Genomic DNA, 20,229 nt, shown 5'->3' with positions numbered 1-20,229 from the left:
TAATTAATGAAATTCAACAGCAGAGGATTGATTAGCCTGGACATAAATGGTGAAATTTATGACTATAAATTATACCAAAGTTTAGAATCACTGTCCAGAACAAAATCCCAAAGAAAATCAGCCAAAGAACTGAATATATCACATACTGTTTTTAATAGAAGATTGCTTAAAGCCGAGGACAAGCTGGGATTTAAAATTACCGAAAAGGTTGGCAACGGCACAATCCTTACAAGAAATGGTCTTGACTTGCTTGAAGAATTTCAGAAATATTTAATTAAAATTGAAAACACCGCCAACCTGAACATTGCAGGAGGCCACATAAGTACGGGGCTTCTGGAAAGTATCAAACATCCATTCAATGCAAACATATACAGCAGTTCAGACAAGGATGCGTTTGAACTTGCAAAAAGGGGTGCCGTGGACATCCTGACCTTGGACGATCCACTTATAGCATATGAAAGGGATATTGACTTTACCCCAATAGCTTACGATTATCTTGTCCTAATTTCAAGTCCGAATTGCGAGGAGATTAGCAAAATCAGCGATTTGAATGACTTGAATTTTGTCAATGTTACCGGTTCGGCCCAGAGGCTTGCATGGACAACACTGAAACATTATGACATAAGCTACAACATTAAATTTAAGGTCAATTCACAGTTTGACGCTTTTAAGTTAGTGAGAAATTCCGAAAACCTTCACTGTTTTTTAAATGCAAGTTATTTTAAAGGAAATGAACTTTTAAAGTATGATACCCAGCATGTAATTAGTTTAGTTAAAGTTAATGAAGATAAAAGCGAAGTGGATGAATTTATTGATTATCTGCTGAATGACGGCCAGGAATCCATCGAAAATCAGGGCTTCATACCATTATAAAATATTACTTTTCAAATGCTCTTGGGAAAGTGAAAATAATTATATAATATAATATAGTTAATAGTGACTATGTGGAATTTCACATCGGTGTTTTTGTGATTTTCAAAACATTAAATAATGAGAAAACACAATATAGAATTGAGATAAAAAAAGGCGATATTATGGTAAAAAACATAGATTTATTAGCAATAGGCCATTCTGCTCATGATTACATTATTAGAGTGCCTGAATTTCCAAAAGCGAATTTCTCAGCACCAATAACCAACATGAAAACCTTTAATGGTGGTGCAGCAGCTAATGTTGCATGTGTTGGAGCAAAACTAGGATTAAAAACATCTTTGGTTTCTGCTGTTGGTGGTGATTTTAAGAAAACCGAATACTTTGAACATATGCAAAATTTAGGCATCGATACTGATTCATTAATTATTGTTCCTGGTGAAGCAACCCCTACAGCATTTGTCCTCACAGATGACAACGATGACCAGATCAGCTATTTCTACTGGGGTGCCGCTCGTGAATTTGCAGAAAGCAAAGTTCCGACAGGAGCCATAAAAAATGCAGAAGCAATTCACCTTGCAACAGGAGATCCAAATTTCAACTGGAAATGCTCTGAAGAGGCAAAGGATGAAGATTTGCTTGTTTCATTCGACCCTGGCCAAGACCTTGGAATGTACGACACCAAAAAACTTATTGATGTTTTGCAGAATACCACTATTCTTTTCGGAAACCACCATGAAATCGAAAGGATATTGGACGCACTGGAACTTGATTTGCAGGGCCTCAGACAGTTAGGACCTAAAATAATCGTGAAAACATGCGGTGCAAACGGAAGTGAAATATATTCCAATGAAGATAAAATCAAAATTGATGCAATTCCAACAGATGTTGTCGACCCGACCGGAGCAGGAGATTCATTCCGTGCAGGATTCTTATCCAGATTCTTAAATGGCGAATCATTAGAGGAATCCGCCAAATTCGCATCAACCGTTTCATCATTCATCATTGAACACCAAGGATGTCAAACCAACATGCCTAGCTTTGATGATGCATATGAAAGAATGAATGGATTTTACTAAATCCATTTTCTTAACTTTTTTTAAAGTAAACTTTATATTTATCAACACGCCTTTAATTTTGTTATACTAACTTAAAAATCACTATTTTTTAAAAAAAAATTTACTTATATCAATAAAGTTTGAATTAACATTAATCCAATTAATTTAAATACTATTAAATAAAAATAACACAATATCAATCTATGATGAGAATATCATAAAATTAATTTGACTGTTTAATCTATTATTTGAGGAATGGTATAATGACACAAATTAGTGATGCAAAAAAAGGCATATTAACCGATGAAATGAAACATGTAGCTAAAATAGAAGGTGTTTCAGAAGATTTCATTTTAAATTCAGTAGCAAAAGGTACAATAGTAATTCCAGGAAACGTACACAGAGATATTGATGCAGCAGGTATCGGTGCAGGACTCAGAACCAAAGTAAACGCAACCGTAGGTACCTCAACAGATATCGTAAACTTCGATGAAGAAGTTCAAAAAGCACAAATCGCAATTGACAACGGTGCAGACTGTTTAATGGAATTAAGTATTGGAGGAGACTTAGATGTAATCAGAAGAAGAGTATTGGACATGTCTCCATTACCAGTAGGATCTGTACCAGTTTACCAGGCCGCTATTGAAAGTATCAGAGAGCATGGTTCAGTAGTTGACATGGATGAAGATGACTTATTCAATGCTATCGAAAAACAGGCAAAAGATGGTATTGACTTTATGGCAATCCACAGTAGTATCAACATCGAAACCTTGACCAGACTTAAAAGACAAGGCCGTGTAACCGGACTCGTATCCCGTGGAGGATCATTCATGTCCGGATGGATTGTTGAAAATGAAAAAGAAAACCCATTATACGAAAATTTCGATTATGTTTTAGAAATAGCTAAAGAACATGACGTAGTACTCTCCCTTGCAAACGGTATGAGAGCAGGATCCATTGCTGATTCAACCGACAGGGCACAAATCCAAGAATTGATCATTTTAGGTGAATTAATCGACAGGTCACGTGAAGCTGGAGTACAATGTATGATTGAAGGACCAGGACACATTCCAATCAATGAAATTCCAACAAATGTAATGATTCAAAAGAAAATGTGTTCCAACGCTCCGTTCTACATGTTAGGACCTATTGTATGTGATGTAGCACCAGGTTACGACCACATCGTATCTGCAATCGGTGCAGCATCTTCCGCAAAAGCCGGAGCTGACTTCATCTGTTACGTAACCCCTGCAGAACACTTAGCTCTTCCAAACCCTGATGATGTAAGGGAAGGTGTAATAGCTACCAAAATTGGAGCTTACGCTGGAGACTTAGCAACCGGTCAAATTGATGGTTCACAAGACTTAGCTATGGCTGAAGCAAGAAAAAGACTCGATTGGGAAGCACAATACGAATGCGCAATGTTCCCAGATGCTGCACGTGCAAAAAGAGATCAAAGACCTCCTGAAGAAGAGGACACCTGTACCATGTGCGGTAACTACTGTGCAGTAAAAATCGTAAACGAATGGTTAGACCAATCCGATTCTGACTTAATTAAATAGATAGATTCCTATCTATTTTAACTTCTTTTTTTATTTTAACATTGAATTTAATTGACTCTTTTTTACATTAACATTGACGTTTTGAAATTCTTATCTGATTTTTGAACCGGGATATATATCCACTAGTTGAAATACAATGAAAACTGCAAATAGCTGACGTTAATGTGAATCCATATTTCACAACAATTTTACGAAGTCCCAACAATTTTACCAAATGACTTCAATTTTTAAAATAAATGTAAATATTACCTTATAATCTAAATAAAGCATTTAAAAACACTTACAAATAAAAATATTTAAATATAATTAAAATATACCTAATATTAAGGTGAATAATATGAACATCAACGAAAACATCCCCATTGTTTATGACCCCGAAAAATTAACTAATATCAAAGAAATGATAAAAGAAGGATTTGACAAGCTTAAAAACCTTATAAAATCCGAACCTCTAAAAATTAATATTTATAATGAATTAGATGAAAAATTTAAAGATATTGCAAATAATTTAGAAAGATATGAATTTTTAAATGATGAATTAACATATCTCCAACTGATTTCAGATGAGATATTATATATCATTGATCAAAACTGCAAGGATTCCTATTTTGGACATTGTGATTTTGCTTTAGAGTTATTCGACTTTTTCGTTGAAATCTGGAATGCGAAAATCAGATTGATAGAAAATTATTCTAAAACAGAATTAAAAAATCATGAAACACTCAAATTAGACTTCAAAAAAAGATACCATGAATACAGACGAGAATTCTATTGGAACATCTATGAATATAGCGATGATTTCGATGAAAATGAAATGTATGAATTTGTAAAAAGTCTAAAGGAGTAATTGCATGCCATTTTTCATTGACACAAATATTGCATTAGGATATTCCATTATTCATGACAGAATACATGAATCATCGAAGAGACTGATACATGAATCTAAAGAAGATATATTTTGGTCCAATTTAGTTCAAGAAGAATATACTGAAAAATTCGATGAAATTCTTGATGAAATAGAAATATTTTTGAAATCTGCTGAAAAAATCTTAGAAACTAATGAAAAAGATTTTATTAACTATTATTCTTTTGAAAAATATGTTTTAAATAGAACTAAAAATTGTAATTTAGATACCATTAAAAAACAAAAAATATTGAATCATTATTGGGAAAAATACCAATTCATTTATGGAATTTCAAATTTACTATATTTGAATTTTAAAAATCATAATAAAAATTTCAAGAAAATGTACCTCCTCAGAGATAAGAACTTAAATAGAACTTTACTACTCCATGATTGCGGCCCAGACAACTATTTAAAATATTTAAATTATGCAAAACAGCTTTACATGTGGGGCATTCACAAACCGGACTGCAAAATCATTGCAGATGCCCATGACTGTGGCACAGCACATGACAACTTAACATTCGTTTCAGCAGACATCAAGATGATTGATATAATAACAGCCCACAAAACAAACTTTTTAAACATTGCTGAATTTAAATCCTGCAGCTAACAGCTTTATTTCAATATAACTAATCCCAATTTAATGAAGTCATTTCCACATTAACATTAACGTTTTGAAATTCCCCTCTGATTTTTGAACGGGGATATATATCCGCCAGTTGAAATACAGCAAAAACTGCAAATAGCTGACGTTAATGTGAATCCATATTTCACAACAATTTTACAAAGTCGCAGCAATTTTACCAAATGACTTCAATTTTTAAAATAAAAGTTAATATTACCTTATAAGCTAAATAAATCATTTAAAAATACTTACGAATAAAAATATTTAAATATAATTAAAATATACTCAATATTAAGGTGAATAATATGAACATCAACGAAAACATCCCCATTGTTTATGACCCCGAAAAATTAACTAATATCAAAGAAATGATAAAAGAAGGATTTGAGAAACTTAACAGATTTGTCAAAGCAAAAATTAATGAAAAAAAAGTTAAAACCCCAAATTTTGAATTTTACAACGAATTAGATCAAAAATTTGATGAAATTGCATCCAAATTAAAGGAATTAAAATTATACGATGAATTTAATTTCTTTCTTTCAATTTCAGATTATATATTATACATAGTTTATCAAAATTCAATTGATTCAACATTTGGACATTGCAATTTTGCTATTGAATTGCTCAACTTTTTTACAGAATTATTTAAAACCAATACCGAATTTTATTATTCATCAGTGAAAATATCACACAATGAATTCAAAACCATACAAAAAAAATTTAAGGAAAAATATTGGAATTACAGATACCTCTTTTATGGTGACATTTATCAGTCTAGTGGCAGTTACACTGATGAAAAAATGTATGAAATTCACAAAAGTTTACGGGAGTGATTTCATGAACTTTTTTCTAGACACCAACATTCCAATTGGTTACACAGTCATCCATGACAAATGGCATGAACAATCAAAAACATTTATAGATAATCATGAAAATGATTCCATTTTTTGGTCTACTTTAGTGGAATCAGAATATTATGAAACATTAAATGACATAATCGATCAGGTAAAAATTTTCCTAGAAAACTGCAAATCCATTTTGAAAACAAACGAAAATGATTTTATAAATTATTTTGAATTCGAAAATATTATTCTTGAAAAAACAAAAGGATGTGAATTGGACATCACTAAAAAACAAAAAATTCTAGAAAGTTTTTGGAACAACTCTCTGCTAAATGAAGGAATATCAGAACTCATTTATCTGAAGTTCAGTGAATATCTACATGATTTTCAAAAAGTATACATTGAAAGACAGAAAATGTTAAAAAAAATAATGATTTTACATGATTGCGGCCCAGACAACTATTTAAAATATTTAAATTATGCAAAACAGCTTTACATGTGGGGCATTCACAAACCGGACTGCAAAATCATTGCAGATGCCCATGACTGTGGCACAGCACATGACAACTTAACATTCGTTTCAGCAGACATCAAGATGATTGATATAATAACAGCCCACAAAACAAACTTTTTAAACATTGCTGAATTTAAATCCTGCAGCTAACATCTTTATTTCAATTTAGCTAACACCCATTTAATGAATTCCCTTCCACATTAACATTAACCTTTTGAAATTCTCACCTGATTTTTGAACTGGGATATATATCCACTAGCTGAAATACAATGAAAACTGCCAATAGCTGACGTTAATGTAAATATTATATTACTCCAAAAAACATAACTTTAACCATACAACATAGGGAATGATTTTAATGGAGTCCGCTAATGAAAATTCAAAGGAACAGCTTCTTGAAACAATTGAATCACTAAAGGAAGAAAATGAAAAAACCAAGGACGAACTGATGCAAAAGGTAAGGGCCCTTGAAGGCGAACAGCTGAAATCAAACGTGAGCAACCGTCAGCTTGAGGGAAAAATCAAAGAGCTCAAGGGTGAAATCAACTCATTTAAAAAGACACCTCTGGTTCTTGCAACAGTGACTGAAGTTTTTGATGAAACCAAAATAGGAATTCAAGGTGCTGTCGGCCACGAGTTTCTTGTGACATGTCCTGGTTCAATTAACAGGGATTTGCTTGAGCCTGGAGCAAGAGTTGCCCTGAACCAGAATAGCCTCACTGTAGTCAATGTATTTCCTGCCAAAAAGGACAAGAATGTATCTGCAATGGAGATTGATGAAAAGCCTGATGTTACATATGCCGACATTGGGGGACTTGACACACAGATTACCGAAATCAAGGAGACCGTGGAACTTCCTATAAAAAATCCTGAAATATTTGAGGAAATTGGTATTGATCCTCCAAAGGGAATACTGCTTTACGGACCTCCGGGAACCGGTAAGACCCTGCTTGCAAAGGCTGTGGCCAATGAAACCAATGCAACATTCATTAAAATCGTGGCTTCAGAATTCGTGAACAAGTACCTTGGTGAAGGCTCAAGGATTGTTCGAGATGTCTTTGACCTTGCAAAGGAAAAAAGCCCTGCAATAATATTCATAGATGAAATCGATGCAATAGGAACAAAAAGGGTTGGAAGCAGCGAAGGAGCTGACAGAGAGGTTCAAAGGACTTTGATGCAGCTGTTGGCTGAACTTGACGGATTCGAATCAAGAGGTGATGTTGGAATCGTTGGAGCAACCAACAGACCAGATATTCTTGATGAAGCACTTTTAAGACCTGGAAGGTTTGACAGGACAATTGAGGTTCCAAATCCAGTCAAGGAAAGCAGGGAAAAGATTCTTAAAATACACACTTCAAGGATGAAGCTTGCAGAAAACATCAATTTTGATGAAATAAGCGAAATAACCGAAGGCCTTTCAGGTGCAGATTTAAAGGCAGTCTGTACTGAAGCCGGAATGTTTGCAATAAGGTCTGAGAGAAAAGAAGTGATTTCAAAAGATTTCCTCGACGCCATCGACAAAATCATGAAAAACATTTAAAAAAAGAAAAAAAGATTATTCATTAGAATAATCATGCATTTTGAGAGTTTTCAGGGATTTCACCAAACCAGTTGCTTTTCTTAGCTACATAATAAATAACCATAGTGAGAACTATATCTACAATGAATGCAATTATTACATCATTCATTTGCACGTTTGAAGTTGATGCCTGCATTCCGAACATGACCAATAATGCAATGGCCAGGTTATTTCCGACATGGAATGCTGAAGATACTTCTATACCGTTGGATTTCCATGCTAAAAATCCCATTAGAAGTCCGAAAACAAATACTTCAATGTTTCCAAGACTATTGTAACCATGGGATAGTGCAAAGATTATGGCCTGGAGAATTACTGCTAAAAGGGGTATGTTAAACCATGAGCCGAATGCCTGCATGATAAGTCCCCGATAGGCATACTCTTCTGCAATAGACTGCAGAGGCACAAGAATCAATGTGATGATAAAAAACAGTATTGAAAAATGATATTCACCTTTAGAACCAGCTATTGCATTTTCAATAAATCCAACAACAAGAAATACAATAAATGGGATTATTAATGCCTTAAAGAAGAGTTTATGATTCCATCCACCCCGTGAGGATGCATATGATGAAAATGGCCTGTCTTTAACAATCTTAGTTGCAATATACAGTGACGGTATCAGGATAATCACCGCTAACTGATTAAAGATTTGACCCACCTCAGTGTCCATGGCTTCATATCCCGCATTCAGGAGGGCATCAATAAGTGATTCTCCATAAATTCCTGAAAATACTGCCACCAGCACCAGGGTAAGTATGGAATATATTATCAAAGCAATTATGAAAACAAGTATCGGCTTGTACCATCGGTATTTTTCAAAGCTTTTTGGAAATGTTATAAATTCAGAAATTCCTTTCTCTGTCATAATATAAGTTAATAAAATAATAAAATAAAACTTTTTCACTTTAATGACTCAAAATATATTTAATTCATGTTGAGATAGTGGTTAGAGAATATTTAAACCAATCTTTTTATATTAATAGCAACAAAGATTAATTAGTATAACTTATTTTAAGATAATTTTTTTATTATATGGTGAAATAGATGACACATTGGATTGAAAACATAGCTGATGAATTAAGCAAAATGGATGTAGAAGAACATGTCATCGCAAGCGGAACCTCAATTTCAGGTTCAATACATATTGGAAACTCTTGCGATATTTTTATAGCTAACGGAATTGGAAAGAAATTAAGAGAAAAAGGAAAGAAAGCTAAAACCATCTGGATTGCTGATGACCACGATCCGCTGAGAAAAGTTCCATACCCTTTACCTGAAGATTATGACAAATACCTCGGTATGCCTTATTCCATGATTCCATGTCCTGACGGATGCTGTGCAAACTTTGTAGAGCACTTTGAAAAACCACTGCTTTCAGTAATGGACGACTATGGAATTGAAATGGAACACAAATCCGGATTTGAAATGTATAAATCAGGAGTTTATGACGATTACATAAGAACTGCATTTGAAAAGGTTGAAAGAATCAAAGAAATCTTCAACCAGTACAGAAGGGAACCTTTAGCTGACGACTGGCTTCCTTACAACCCGATCTGTGAAGAATGTGGCAGAGTAAATACCACACAGGCTTACGATTATGACGGAGATATTGTAAAATACAGATGTGAATGTGGCCATGAAGGTGAAATGGACATTAAATCCGGAAACGGTAAACTTACATGGAGAGTGGAATGGGCAGCAAGATGGAAAATATTCGGAACCACCTGCGAACCGTTCGGTAAAGACCACGCTGCAAGCGGAGGATCATATGATGTAAGTAGCGTCATTTCCGAAGAAATATTTGACTATCCTGCACCTTATCCAGTACCATACGAATGGATTACCCTTGACGGAGAAGCAATGAGTAAATCCCACGGAGTATTCTTTGCTCCTGAAGAATGGCTGAAAATCGGACCTGCAGAAAGTCTCCATTACTACCTGTTCAGATCAAAACCAATGAAAGCTAAAGATTTCTCACCAAAAATGCCTTTCTTAGACTTCATTGACAATTTTGATACTGTTGAAAAAGTATTCTACGGAGAAGAGGAAGCACCATCTGAAAAAGAAGGAAGAAAATTCAGGGAAATCTATGAAATAGTTCAGATGCATCCTGACGCACCTTTACCATTCAGACCACCTTTCAGATTCCTCGTTAACGCTTACCAGATTGCAGGAGATGACCTTGAAAAAATATTTGATATTCTTAAAAGGAACTCCCAATTGACCAAAAGCTTTAAAGACAAAGAATTTGGAGACCTGACTGAAACTGAATTGGCTCAATACAGAGAAAGAGTTGACAACGTTATTTACTGGTTGGAAAATTATGCACCTAAATTTGTAAAATTCCAAGTGCAAACTAAAAAAGTGCCTAAATTACCATTAACTGACGAGCAAACTCAATTCCTGAAAGGTTTAGCTGATTTAATGGAATCAACAGAGTTTACAGATGCTGCAGAATTGCATGATGCAATGTATGGAGTCCTGGAAGAACAAGGATTAAAACCACAAAAAGGTTTCCAAGCTATCTATAAAATGATTCTAGGTCAAAAACAAGGTCCAAGAGCTGCATCATTCTTGTTAAGCTTAGACAAAGACTTTGTTGTAAAAAGATTAAGACAGGAAGCTTAATCTTTTAAATTTTTCTTTTTTTTAAACCAAACTTTTAAACTCTTTTTTCATTAAGAATTCATCCACCCATTGATAATCCAGTTTTTCGAATATTTCAATGAGGATGTCTTCACGGCTGTCAAAACGGACAACCACACTTTTGAATTCGTAATCAATAGCTATCTTTTCAAGCTGCCTTATCAGTTTATAGGCTATCTTTTCACGATTGTCATAGGAATTTAAAAACAGAATGATGATTTCAGCAGAATCGGCGTTATATACCTTAAAGCTGCTGCAACCGACAATTTTTCCAAAATTATTTAAAAGCAAAACTACCTGAGGTTCGTCTATTTTACATCCAAAAGACCCGCAAAATTCTATAAATCTTTCATCCCTTTCATCTGTCACTATAATTTCCATTATTTAACCTCCGTAGTATTTCCCACTTTAGCAAGTTCATCATCCCAGACTTCAGGATTTTCCTCCAAAAACCTTAAAAACAGGTCTCTGCATCTGGAGTCATTTAGGACAACCACTTCAACATCATTCATTTCCAGCAGGTTTTCAGCACCCATCAGTGTAGTGTTCTCGCCAATGACGACTTTAGGTATGTTATAAAGTATTACGGCTCCGGAACACATAGGGCAGGGGGATAATGTTGTGTAAAGTGTGCAATTAATGTAATCTTCATAATTCAAACGGCCTGCATTTTCAATTGCATCTATTTCCGCATGCAGCACAACGGAATCATTCTGAATTAATCTGTTATGCCCTCTAGATATGATTTTATCATCTTTAACTAGGACGGCTCCAATAGGAATTCCGCCTTCTTTTAAAGATTTTTGAGCTTCTTTAATAGCTTCTTGCATAAAACAGTTATCTTGAGTCATTTTAAAAAAAAATAAGTTATAGATGAAATTAATCATCTATTTAAATCTGTTGAACAATCCTTTATTGGATTCTTTTTCCAATGCGTCTTCAAGTTTGGATACTTCTTTTCTTAAATCAGAAATAGTTTTACTTGATTCATTGGATAATTTGTCATAGCTACTTTCCTTAAGTTTAAGTTGAGTTCTAAGGGAAGAGAGTTCTTCTTTATATTCATCCATCTGTTTTTTGTTATCTTTGTCAACTTCTTCCTTATAGTTTCCAAGTTCAATGAGTTCAGCTCTTAACTTGTCAATTTCTTCTGAAAGTTCTATGTTTTCTTTTCTTGCATCGGCCAATTTATCTTTAACATCACCTAGTTCACTAGATAGCTGTTTATTTTCATTTTTAACTTCATCGACATTAACGGAAGCCAATTTTTCTTTTAAGCTGTCAATTTCGCCTTCAAGTTCTTCACGAATTGTGTTAACTTCAGATTCTAATTTATCGGCTCTTACTTTACTGACTGCGTTTTCAGCACCTAGTTTTCCAAATTTATTACTCAAATCTGCGTTAATATCTAATTGGTCGAAGTATTTTCTAGTAGTTTTTTCTAATGCATCGGTTAACTCGTTTTTAAGTTTGTTTAACTCGGCATTTTCTTTTTTAAGCTTAGGAATAATTTTATTAGTTAAATAGTTCAGTTCACTTGATTGGTTGGATAATTTTTCATCTTTTTCTTTCATTTTCCTTTTCAAGTCATCAACCAAACTAGAATCTGCATCAGGTTTTTCATCATCAATGACGCCGTCGACTACCGGATCGTCAATAACCTCTTCCACGACAGGTTCATTAATTACTTCCTCTTCTGAATCATCGTCTTCTTCATCTTCTTCTATAACCTCTTCAGCAGGTTCCTCAGCAACTTCCTCTACAACAGGTTCCTCGACTGAATCTTCAGAAGCATCTTCACTAGCTTCCTCAGCAACCTCTTCTACAGGTTCCTCAGCAACTTCCTCTACAACAGGTTCTTCAACTGCTGGTTCGCTAGCAACATTTTCAACAACTTCTTCAGAAACTTCTTTTGGAGTTTCTTTAGCTTTTGCTTTTCTATTTCTAATTTTGTCTAAATCTAATTTCATTTTTTGGCCATACATGGCATTTATTGGTTTATCATCTGACATTAAAATCACCAAAATAGCAATAATAATTACAAATTCAACAGTCAAATTACAGTATATAACACTTATAGATTACAATATATTTAATCTTTTTTTATCATGATTTTTAATGTTGAAAATATTCAAATATTATGAAAATCTAACTATATTATACCGAATTAATTTTGTAACTTGTGGCGATAATATGGATTATTTTGACAGATTAGAGAAAGAAACCCATCACCTATACGAAATAGCTAATGAGGCTAGATCTAAAGGTTTGGATGTGGAAACAGAAACAGAAGTGCCTTTAGCAAAGGATTTAGCTGAAAGAGTAGAGGGGCTAGTTGGTCCCGAAGGTGTTGCTCAGCGTATTAAGGAACTGGAAAAGGATATGGACAGGGAATCAGTTGCATTTGAAATCGCCGCTGAAATCGCATCATCCAAGTTTGAACTCACCGGTGAAAAAGCCGAATGGGACGTTGAGCAGAGATGTGACCAGGGCCTCAGGACTGCATTGGCTATCCTTACCGAAGGGGTTGTAGCAGCACCATTGGAAGGGATTTCTGATGTAAAAATCAAGGATAATTTTGACGGAACAAAATACATCGGAGTTTATTTTGCAGGACCTATCAGAAGTGCAGGAGGTACTGCAGCAGCTCTTGCAGTGCTTTTAGGAGATAAAATCAGACAGGCTATTGGAATTGATGAATTCAAGCCTATCGAAGATGAAATCGAAAGATATGTGGAGGAAGTGGAGCTATACGAATCCGAAGTTACAAATTTACAGTACTCACCAACACCAGAAGAAGTGAGATTTGCCGCAAACCACATCCCCGTAGAAGTTTCAGGGGAACAGACTGACCAGGTTGAAGTATCCCACAGAGACCTCCAGCGTGTCGAGACAAACAACATCCGTGGAGGAGCACTGCTTGCGATGGTGGAAGGAGTAATCCAGAAATCCAAAAAAATCAAAAAGATTGCTAACAAGCTGGGACTTGACTGGGATTGGCTTGAGGAATATTCCAAACCAAAAACAACAGAATCCTCAGAAGACAGTGGAGACTCAGATATAGTCAGTGAACCTAAATATATTCAGGATATTATTGGAGGAAGACCTATTCTCGGATATCCTTCTGAAAAGGGAGCATTCCGCCTGAGATACGGAAGGTCCAGAAATACCGGTCTTGCAACAATGGGAGTTCACCCTGCAACAATGGCACTGCTCGAATTTCTGGCAGTTGGAACACAGCTTAAAATTGAATATCCCGGAAAAGGAAACTGTGTTGTTCCAGTAGACTCAATCGAAGGCCCTATTGTCAAGCTGAGAAATGGAGATGTCGTAATCATCGACAGCGTTCGCCAGGCCCGTGAGCTTAAAAAAGACGTGGATGAAATTTTATTCCTTGGAGACATGCTTGTTGCATTCGGAGAGTTTTTAAGAAACAACCAGCCGTTATACCCTTCAGGATGGGTTGAAGAATGGTGGATACAACTTCTAATGCAAAGCGAAAACTTTGATGAGAACAACAACGATTTGGATTTACACAAACTCGAATACGAATATCTCTCATCTGCTGAAGCATTGACCCTGTCTAAAAACTATAACATACCTCTCCATCCGAAATACACTTACTGCTACAATGACGTTACTATTGAAGATTTAAATTCACTGATTGAATTACTGGAGAAAGGCAAAGCAAATTATAAAGCAAATAGTGAATTAATATTAGATTTATCATATCCTAAAAGAGTTCTGGAGGTTATTGGAGTCCCTCATACAGTAAGAGAGGGCAAAATTGTCATAGATAAGGATCATGCCTACGCTCTTTTAGTTACACTGCCTAAAAAGTTGCCTGAAAAGGACAGCACATTGGAGGCAGTCAATGAAATCTCACCTATCGAGATTAAGAATAAGGCTCCGGCATACATCGGTACACGTGTAGGAAGACCTGAAAAGTCCAAGGAAAGACTGATGAGACCGGCACCGCATGTACTGTTCCCGATTGGAAACAATGGAGGTGCCCGAAGATTAATTGCAACAGCCGCTAAAAAAGGAAATATCAAAGTGGAAATAGCCAGAAGAAAATGTACAAACCCTTCATGCGGAATCAGTTCAAACAATTCACTGTGTCCGAAATGCGGAAGTCCGACTGAAATCGGAAAACCTAGTGAAAAAAACATACCTTTGGCATCCATGCTCAAAAAAGCATCAGATAATGTTAAAGTCAGAAGAGTGGATGAAGTGAAAGGCGTAGTTGGTATGATTTCAGAATCAAAACTGGCCGAGCCTCTTGAAAAAGGTATTCTTAGAGCCAAAAATGAGGTATTCACATTTAAGGATGGAACAATCCGTCATGACTCAACAGATTTGCCTCTAACTCATTTCATACCAAAGGAAATTGGAGTTACTGTGGAAAAGCTTAAGGAAATGGGTTATGAAAAAGACTGTTACGGAAATCCTATTGAAAATGAAGACCAAATTATCGAGTTAAGAGTTCAGGACATTGTAATATCAGATAACTGCGGAGAATATCTGCTTAAAACTGCAAAATTCATTGACGATGAGCTTACAAGATTTTATGATATGGAACCGTTCTACAATGTCAAAGAAAAAAGCGATTTGATTGGACATCTTGTTGCAGGTCTTGCACCGCACACATCTGCAGGAGTGCTTGGAAGGATTGTCGGATTTACAAAGGCTTTAGGCTGTTATGCGCATCCATATTTCCATTCAGCAAAACGTAGAAACTGTGACAGTGACGAAGATGCTATAATGTTGCTTTTAGATTCAATTTTAAACTTTTCAAAATCATACTTACCAAACACTAGAGGAGGAAGTATGGATGCTCCTTTAGTTTTATCTACAAGAATTGACCCGGAAGAAATAGACGACGAATCCCACAACCTGGATATCTTTGAAAGGTTCCCTGTTGAATTTTATGAAAAGACTTACAGTCCTTTAAAACCTGCTGAAGTTCTGGAATACATTGACAATGTTGAAATGCATTTGGGAACTCCGCAGCAATATGAGGGATTAATGTTTTCCCATCACACATCCAACATTCATGCAGGGCCTACAATCTGTCTTTATAAGACCTTGCCGTCAATGCGTGAAAAGGTTGAGGCGCAAATCAGTCTTGCTGAAAAAATCAGGGCTGTTGACCAAAGAGGGGTTGTTGAAAAGGTATTGTCCTCTCATTTCTTGCCAGACATCATGGGCAATTCAAGAGCCTTTTCCAAACAGAAGGTAAGATGTACCAAGTGCGGATCCAAGTACCGCAGGATTCCTCTTACAGGAAAATGCCAGAAATGCGGAGGCAATCTGATACTTTCAGTTTCAAAGGGATCAGTTACAAAGTATCTTGAAATTTCACAGGAGCTGATTAACAGATATCCGATTTCCCCATACTTGAGACAACGTTTGGAAATTCAGGAGTTTGGTATCAAGTCACTGTTTGAAAGTGATAAATCCAAACAGAGCTCACTGGATGTTTTCTTCTAGTGACATTACTTCTCAAATGCTCTCGGACATTTGATTTTTAATATTATTAATATAATATATTTCAGAGTAAATAAATCCTGTTCGATACAAGACGAACAATTTATATACTATGAGGAACCATGTATTATATAGATGTTCGTATACAAACGAACAATAATTATACATGTGACGACATAAACTATAACAGGTGAGAGAATGCTCTCTCAGTTGGATAATAAATTTTTAAAAACTAGGAAAATGGTGTGAAGTACATGGAAAAAATTTCAGAACTAGGAAATAAATTAAATGAAACCGTTAAAATCAATGTAGAAAAGAATAACGGTATTAAAGAAAGATTTAGCTATGAAAAGCTAGTAAAATCATTAGTAATGGTAGAAACCCCATTCTTTGAATCTGATAAAATCGTAGCTACAGTAGTATCCCAATTATACGATGGAATTAAAACCAAAGAAATCAAAAAAATAGTTCACGAATGTTTAGAAGATATCGACCCTGAAATCGCAAACAAATACTTAGCAAGTACCCAATTAAAAGTACGTACTTCAAGAGATACTATTGAAGCATTTGACTTATCAAAAATCGCTAACACCCTGATTGAAGAAACCGGTGCTAGCCAAGAAACTGCTTTTGAAATTGCTACTGAAACCTGGAAAGAACTCAAAAAATTAAATGTAGAATACTTAACCGCTCCAATGATCAGGGAAATGGTTAACACAAAATTAATTGAATACGGTTTAGAAGACTTAAGAAGCCGTTACACCCGTTTAGGTATTCCTGTATACAACATTACATCACTCATCGAAAACGGTAACAGGGATAACGCAAACATGATTCACAACCCAGAAAGTATTCACAAACATGTAGCAGACGAAGCATTAAAACAATACGCTTTATTAAAAATGTTACCTGCACACCTAGCAGACGCACACATGTCCGGTGACATTCACATTCACGATTTAGAATTCTTCGCAGGAAGACCTCTAAACTGTCTCCAGCATGATATAAGAACATTCATCAAATACGGACTTAAAGTAGACGGTACCGGTGACCACACCTCCATTGCAGGTGCACCAAACCACATGGAAACTTTAATGAACCACACTGGTGAAATCATGCTTGCAGCACAACAAAACATGTCCGGTGGACAATCAATGTCCCTCTGGAACGTATTCGTTGCACCATTTGCAAGAGGCAGAACTTATGATGAAATCAAACAGGCTGTACAAATGCTTGTTTACAACTTAAATATGGCTTATGCAGCAAGAGGATCCCAAGTACCATTCACAAGTATGGCACTGGAATTCGGTGTTCCTGACTTCTTAAAAGAAGAAACCGCATACGGACCAAAAGGTCAGGTTGTAGGAACCTACGCTGATTTTGAAGAAGAAACCAGATTAATCCAAAGAGCATTCACTGAAACATTACTCGCAGGAGACAACGAAGGTAAACCTCATTTATTCCCAAATACAATTTACACCTTAAGACCTGAAACAATGACCAGTGAATACGAAGATGACCTCCGTTTAGTCCACGAATTATCTGCTAAATACGGTTCATCCTACTTTGTAAACATGTTCCCTGAATACAGAGGCCAAATGGCAAACTACATGGGATGCAGAACCTGTTTACAAGATACCTGGACTGGAGACTGGGATAAAGACTGTTTAAGAACCGGTAACCTTGCATACGTTACATTAAACTTACCAAGAATCGGATACCAATCCAAAGATGAAAACCAAGTATTCGAATACTTAGATGAATACATGGACTTGGCTGTTGAAACTTTAATGCTTAGAAGAGAACAAGGATTAAAATGTTTAAATGATTTCCACATCTTACCATTCTTAAAACAAAAAGTAGGAGAAGAATCATACTACAGAATCGAAAATTCAACATTATCCTTTGGTTTTGTTGGACTTAACGAAATGTTATTATCCTTATTCGGCGAAGGTATTGAAAATCCTGAATCCAATAAATTCGGTGTAAAATGTATAAACTACATTAACGATAGAGCTAACCAATTAAAAGATGAAACTGGACTCAGATGGTCTGTAATTCAAACTCCTGCTGAATCTACTGCTTACAGATTTGCAACTCTCGATAAAAAACAATTCGGAGACCAAGCTATCGTACAGGGAGAAGGAAATGCAAACTACTACACCAACTCCTCACACGTACCAGTAGACACAGGATTATCCTTAATTGAAAAAATCAAAATTGAAGAACAATATCACAGTATAACTCCTGGTGGACATATCTTCCATGCATTCATGGGAGAATCATACTCCGATCCAGATTCATTAATGAGTTTAACTAACAAAATTGCAAGAAAATCCGATATCGGATTCTGGGCTTACAGCTCAGCATTAAGTTTCTGTTTAAAATGTAAAACCTTAATGAAAGGATTAAATAATACTTGTCCTACCTGCGGTGAAAGCGAAGATGTTGAATGGTATGACAGAATTACCGGATACGTACAACAAGTTGGACGTGCAAAATCTGCATCTGGTGGTTGGAACCCAGGTAAACGTCAAGAATTAATTGACAGAAGAAGATTCGAAGATAACTAAACAGTTATCTTCTTCACACCATTTTTTTTAAACACCAAAAACCATCCATAATTATACCCAGACTGCTTTTTTTCAAAACATTAATTGAAAAGTTATTGAACTTTTTTGAATAAACTTAAATATTTTACAAAATAAACATAATTATGTATAACATTATAATGTTTAAGAGAGTGATTGCGGCCGTTGGAACCTACTTTAAAAATTCCGGTGACAAATATGCATTTTCAATATATGTCAATGACGTACCTGTATATAACCATGAAGGAGTAAGTACTTTTGGAGGATATGAAACAATCAAACTGAACAAATTCATTCAAATCAAGAAAGGAGACAATTTCAAAATAGCATTTAGAAATATACTTCACGTTGTCACTAACCTTAGAATTCATGTTGAAAAGGGCCAATCATTTTACAGTACCAACAACGGCACAACATATTATGAGCTGAAGACTTCAAATGCAGTGGCCATTTTAAAAGCATACACAGTTTCAGATTTAAATATTACTCAAAATCTGGTGAAATACTATGGAAGTGATGCTCCATTCGTTGCAGAAGTTGATGATGGTGAAGAAGTCCTTTTCCAGTTTGGTGATAAAAACTACACTGTCAAATCAGTGAACGGATCCGCCAAATTGAATATTGATAGAGATGTAGGAAAGTATGTTATCTCAACAACATACAAAAACATGACCATTCTCAACTATATAGAAATAAAAAGTACCATTATTTCCAATGATGCCGTAAGAGGAATCAACAGCAATTATGACTATAAACTGCAGGTATTGGACCCTGCCGGCAATCCGCTGAACAAAACTGCAGTTTCAGTGTCAGTTAACAATAAAAGCAAAAACTACACAACCGACGAGATGGGTTATATAACCGTCAAGTTCACTAAACTGACACAACCTCAAATAATTAATGTTGTTAATCCGTCAAACGGAGATGTTAAAACAAGCAAAATTACAGTTGTATCAAGGTTTGTGAATCCTAAAAATATTGCAATGTATTATTATGACGGGTCTAAATTTACAGCATACATCATTGGGGACAATGGTCAGGCGGTTGGCCAAAACCAGCTAGTTACCATTAAACTCAACAAACAAACCTACAAGGTCAAAACAAATGCTAAAGGCCTTATTTCATTTAAGATACCAAGCACCTTAAAGCCGGGTACCTACAAATTGACTGCAACATACAAGGGACAAAGCATTACAAAAACAATTAAGGTAAAACAGAACCTTAAAACCAGCAAATACACTGTCAAAAAATCCGCTAAAAAACTAACCGTTAAAGCAACACTCAAAAACGGAAAGACAGCGCTTAAAAACAAAAAGATAACACTCAGCATTAACGGTAAGAAATTAACTGCCAAAACCAATAAATATGGAATAGCTAAATTCACCGTTAAGAAAAGCGTTATCAGCAAACTTAAAGTAGGTAAAAAATACATCATGAAAGTTACCTACCTTAAAAACACTGTTAAAACAACCTTAAAAGTCAAACGTTAAGAGGAATAACATTCCTCCTCTTTTTTTATTTTTAAAAATTTTAGCACAACAA

The 20,229-nt window shown here is 35.3% G+C and carries 16 protein-coding genes; 12 read left to right on the top strand and 4 right to left on the bottom strand.

Going from position 1 to position 20,229, the window contains the following annotated elements; all coding sequences use genetic code 11:
- Window positions 1-6: 6 nt before the first annotated feature.
- From E7Z81_RS01285 to E7Z81_RS01250, 8 genes are all read left to right on the top strand, one after another.
- Window positions 7-873 carry a LysR family transcriptional regulator gene (locus tag E7Z81_RS01285; RefSeq protein WP_292743129.1) on the top strand — a complete coding sequence of 289 codons (867 nt, stop codon included), beginning with the start codon at window positions 7-9 and terminating at the stop codon, window positions 871-873.
- 161 nt (window positions 874-1,034) lie between these two features.
- A complete protein-coding gene (locus tag E7Z81_RS01280) occupies window positions 1,035-1,949 on the top strand; it encodes a carbohydrate kinase family protein (RefSeq protein WP_292743127.1) in 915 nt (304 codons plus the stop codon).
- Between the two features lie 242 nt (window positions 1,950-2,191).
- Window positions 2,192-3,490 (top strand): phosphomethylpyrimidine synthase, encoded by a 1,299-nt coding sequence (gene thiC, locus E7Z81_RS01275; protein WP_292743125.1) that lies wholly within the window; start codon window positions 2,192-2,194, stop codon window positions 3,488-3,490.
- 337 nt (window positions 3,491-3,827) lie between these two features.
- Entirely contained in the window at window positions 3,828-4,337 is a 510-nt protein-coding gene (locus tag E7Z81_RS01270) for a hypothetical protein (RefSeq protein WP_292743123.1), read from the top strand.
- A 4-nt stretch (window positions 4,338-4,341) separates the two neighbouring features.
- Window positions 4,342-5,007, top strand: coding sequence for a hypothetical protein (locus tag E7Z81_RS01265; protein WP_292743121.1), 666 nt, complete (start codon window positions 4,342-4,344; stop codon window positions 5,005-5,007).
- A gap of 320 nt (window positions 5,008-5,327) precedes the next feature.
- Window positions 5,328-5,855, top strand: coding sequence for a hypothetical protein (locus tag E7Z81_RS01260; protein ID WP_292743120.1), 528 nt, complete (start codon window positions 5,328-5,330; stop codon window positions 5,853-5,855).
- A 4-nt stretch (window positions 5,856-5,859) separates the two neighbouring features.
- On the top strand, window positions 5,860-6,528 hold the full coding sequence (locus tag E7Z81_RS01255; protein ID WP_292743118.1) for a hypothetical protein: 669 nt from the start codon (window positions 5,860-5,862) through the stop codon (window positions 6,526-6,528).
- Window positions 6,529-6,736: 208 nt separating this feature from the next.
- On the top strand, window positions 6,737-7,918 hold the full coding sequence (locus tag E7Z81_RS01250) for a proteasome-activating nucleotidase (protein ID WP_292743283.1): 1,182 nt from the start codon (window positions 6,737-6,739) through the stop codon (window positions 7,916-7,918).
- A 31-nt stretch (window positions 7,919-7,949) separates the two neighbouring features.
- On the opposite strand, the gene E7Z81_RS01245 is transcribed toward E7Z81_RS01250, so the two are convergent.
- The gene (locus tag E7Z81_RS01245) at window positions 7,950-8,825 is read right to left on the bottom strand and encodes a CPBP family intramembrane glutamic endopeptidase (protein ID WP_292743117.1); all 876 of its coding nucleotides are present in this window, start codon (window positions 8,823-8,825) and stop codon (window positions 7,950-7,952) included.
- Between the two features lie 179 nt (window positions 8,826-9,004).
- Between E7Z81_RS01245 and lysS the strand changes: the two genes are divergently transcribed.
- Window positions 9,005-10,588, top strand: a complete 1,584-nt coding sequence (gene lysS / locus E7Z81_RS01240) for a lysine--tRNA ligase (RefSeq protein WP_292743115.1) — start codon at window positions 9,005-9,007, stop codon at window positions 10,586-10,588.
- Between the two features lie 21 nt (window positions 10,589-10,609).
- Here lysS and E7Z81_RS01235 read toward each other — a convergent pair whose 3' ends face one another.
- From E7Z81_RS01235 to E7Z81_RS01225, 3 genes are read right to left on the bottom strand one after another with little or no spacing between them, the layout of a single operon-like run.
- The gene (locus E7Z81_RS01235) at window positions 10,610-10,987 is read right to left on the bottom strand and encodes a hypothetical protein (RefSeq protein WP_292743113.1); all 378 of its coding nucleotides are present in this window, start codon (window positions 10,985-10,987) and stop codon (window positions 10,610-10,612) included.
- Window positions 10,987-11,457, bottom strand: a complete 471-nt coding sequence (locus E7Z81_RS01230) for a nucleoside deaminase (RefSeq protein ID WP_292743111.1) — start codon at window positions 11,455-11,457, stop codon at window positions 10,987-10,989. Before E7Z81_RS01230 ends, E7Z81_RS01235 begins: the two co-directional genes overlap by 1 nt.
- Before the next feature lie 36 nt (window positions 11,458-11,493).
- Window positions 11,494-12,618 (bottom strand): hypothetical protein, encoded by a 1,125-nt coding sequence (locus tag E7Z81_RS01225; protein WP_292743109.1) that lies wholly within the window; start codon window positions 12,616-12,618, stop codon window positions 11,494-11,496.
- Window positions 12,619-12,799: 181 nt separating this feature from the next.
- Here E7Z81_RS01225 and polC point away from each other — a divergent pair, with 181 nt between their 5' ends.
- The 3 genes from polC to E7Z81_RS01210 all read left to right on the top strand — a co-directional run bounded on the left by polC (window position 12,800) and on the right by E7Z81_RS01210 (window position 20,177).
- On the top strand, window positions 12,800-16,099 hold the full coding sequence (polC, locus tag E7Z81_RS01220; RefSeq protein WP_292743107.1) for a DNA polymerase II large subunit: 3,300 nt from the start codon (window positions 12,800-12,802) through the stop codon (window positions 16,097-16,099).
- Between the two features lie 251 nt (window positions 16,100-16,350).
- Complete coding sequence (gene nrdD, locus E7Z81_RS01215) at window positions 16,351-18,669, top strand: anaerobic ribonucleoside-triphosphate reductase (protein ID WP_292743105.1); 2,319 nt, start codon at window positions 16,351-16,353, stop codon at window positions 18,667-18,669.
- A 143-nt stretch (window positions 18,670-18,812) separates the two neighbouring features.
- On the top strand, window positions 18,813-20,177 hold the full coding sequence (locus E7Z81_RS01210; RefSeq protein ID WP_292743103.1) for a hypothetical protein: 1,365 nt from the start codon (window positions 18,813-18,815) through the stop codon (window positions 20,175-20,177).
- Window positions 20,178-20,229 lie beyond the last annotated feature (52 nt).

This window comes from Methanobrevibacter sp. (assembly GCF_015062935.1).
GTDB lineage: Archaea > Methanobacteriota > Methanobacteria > Methanobacteriales > Methanobacteriaceae > Methanocatella.
This window is presented reverse-complemented; position numbering and strand designations above follow the sequence as displayed.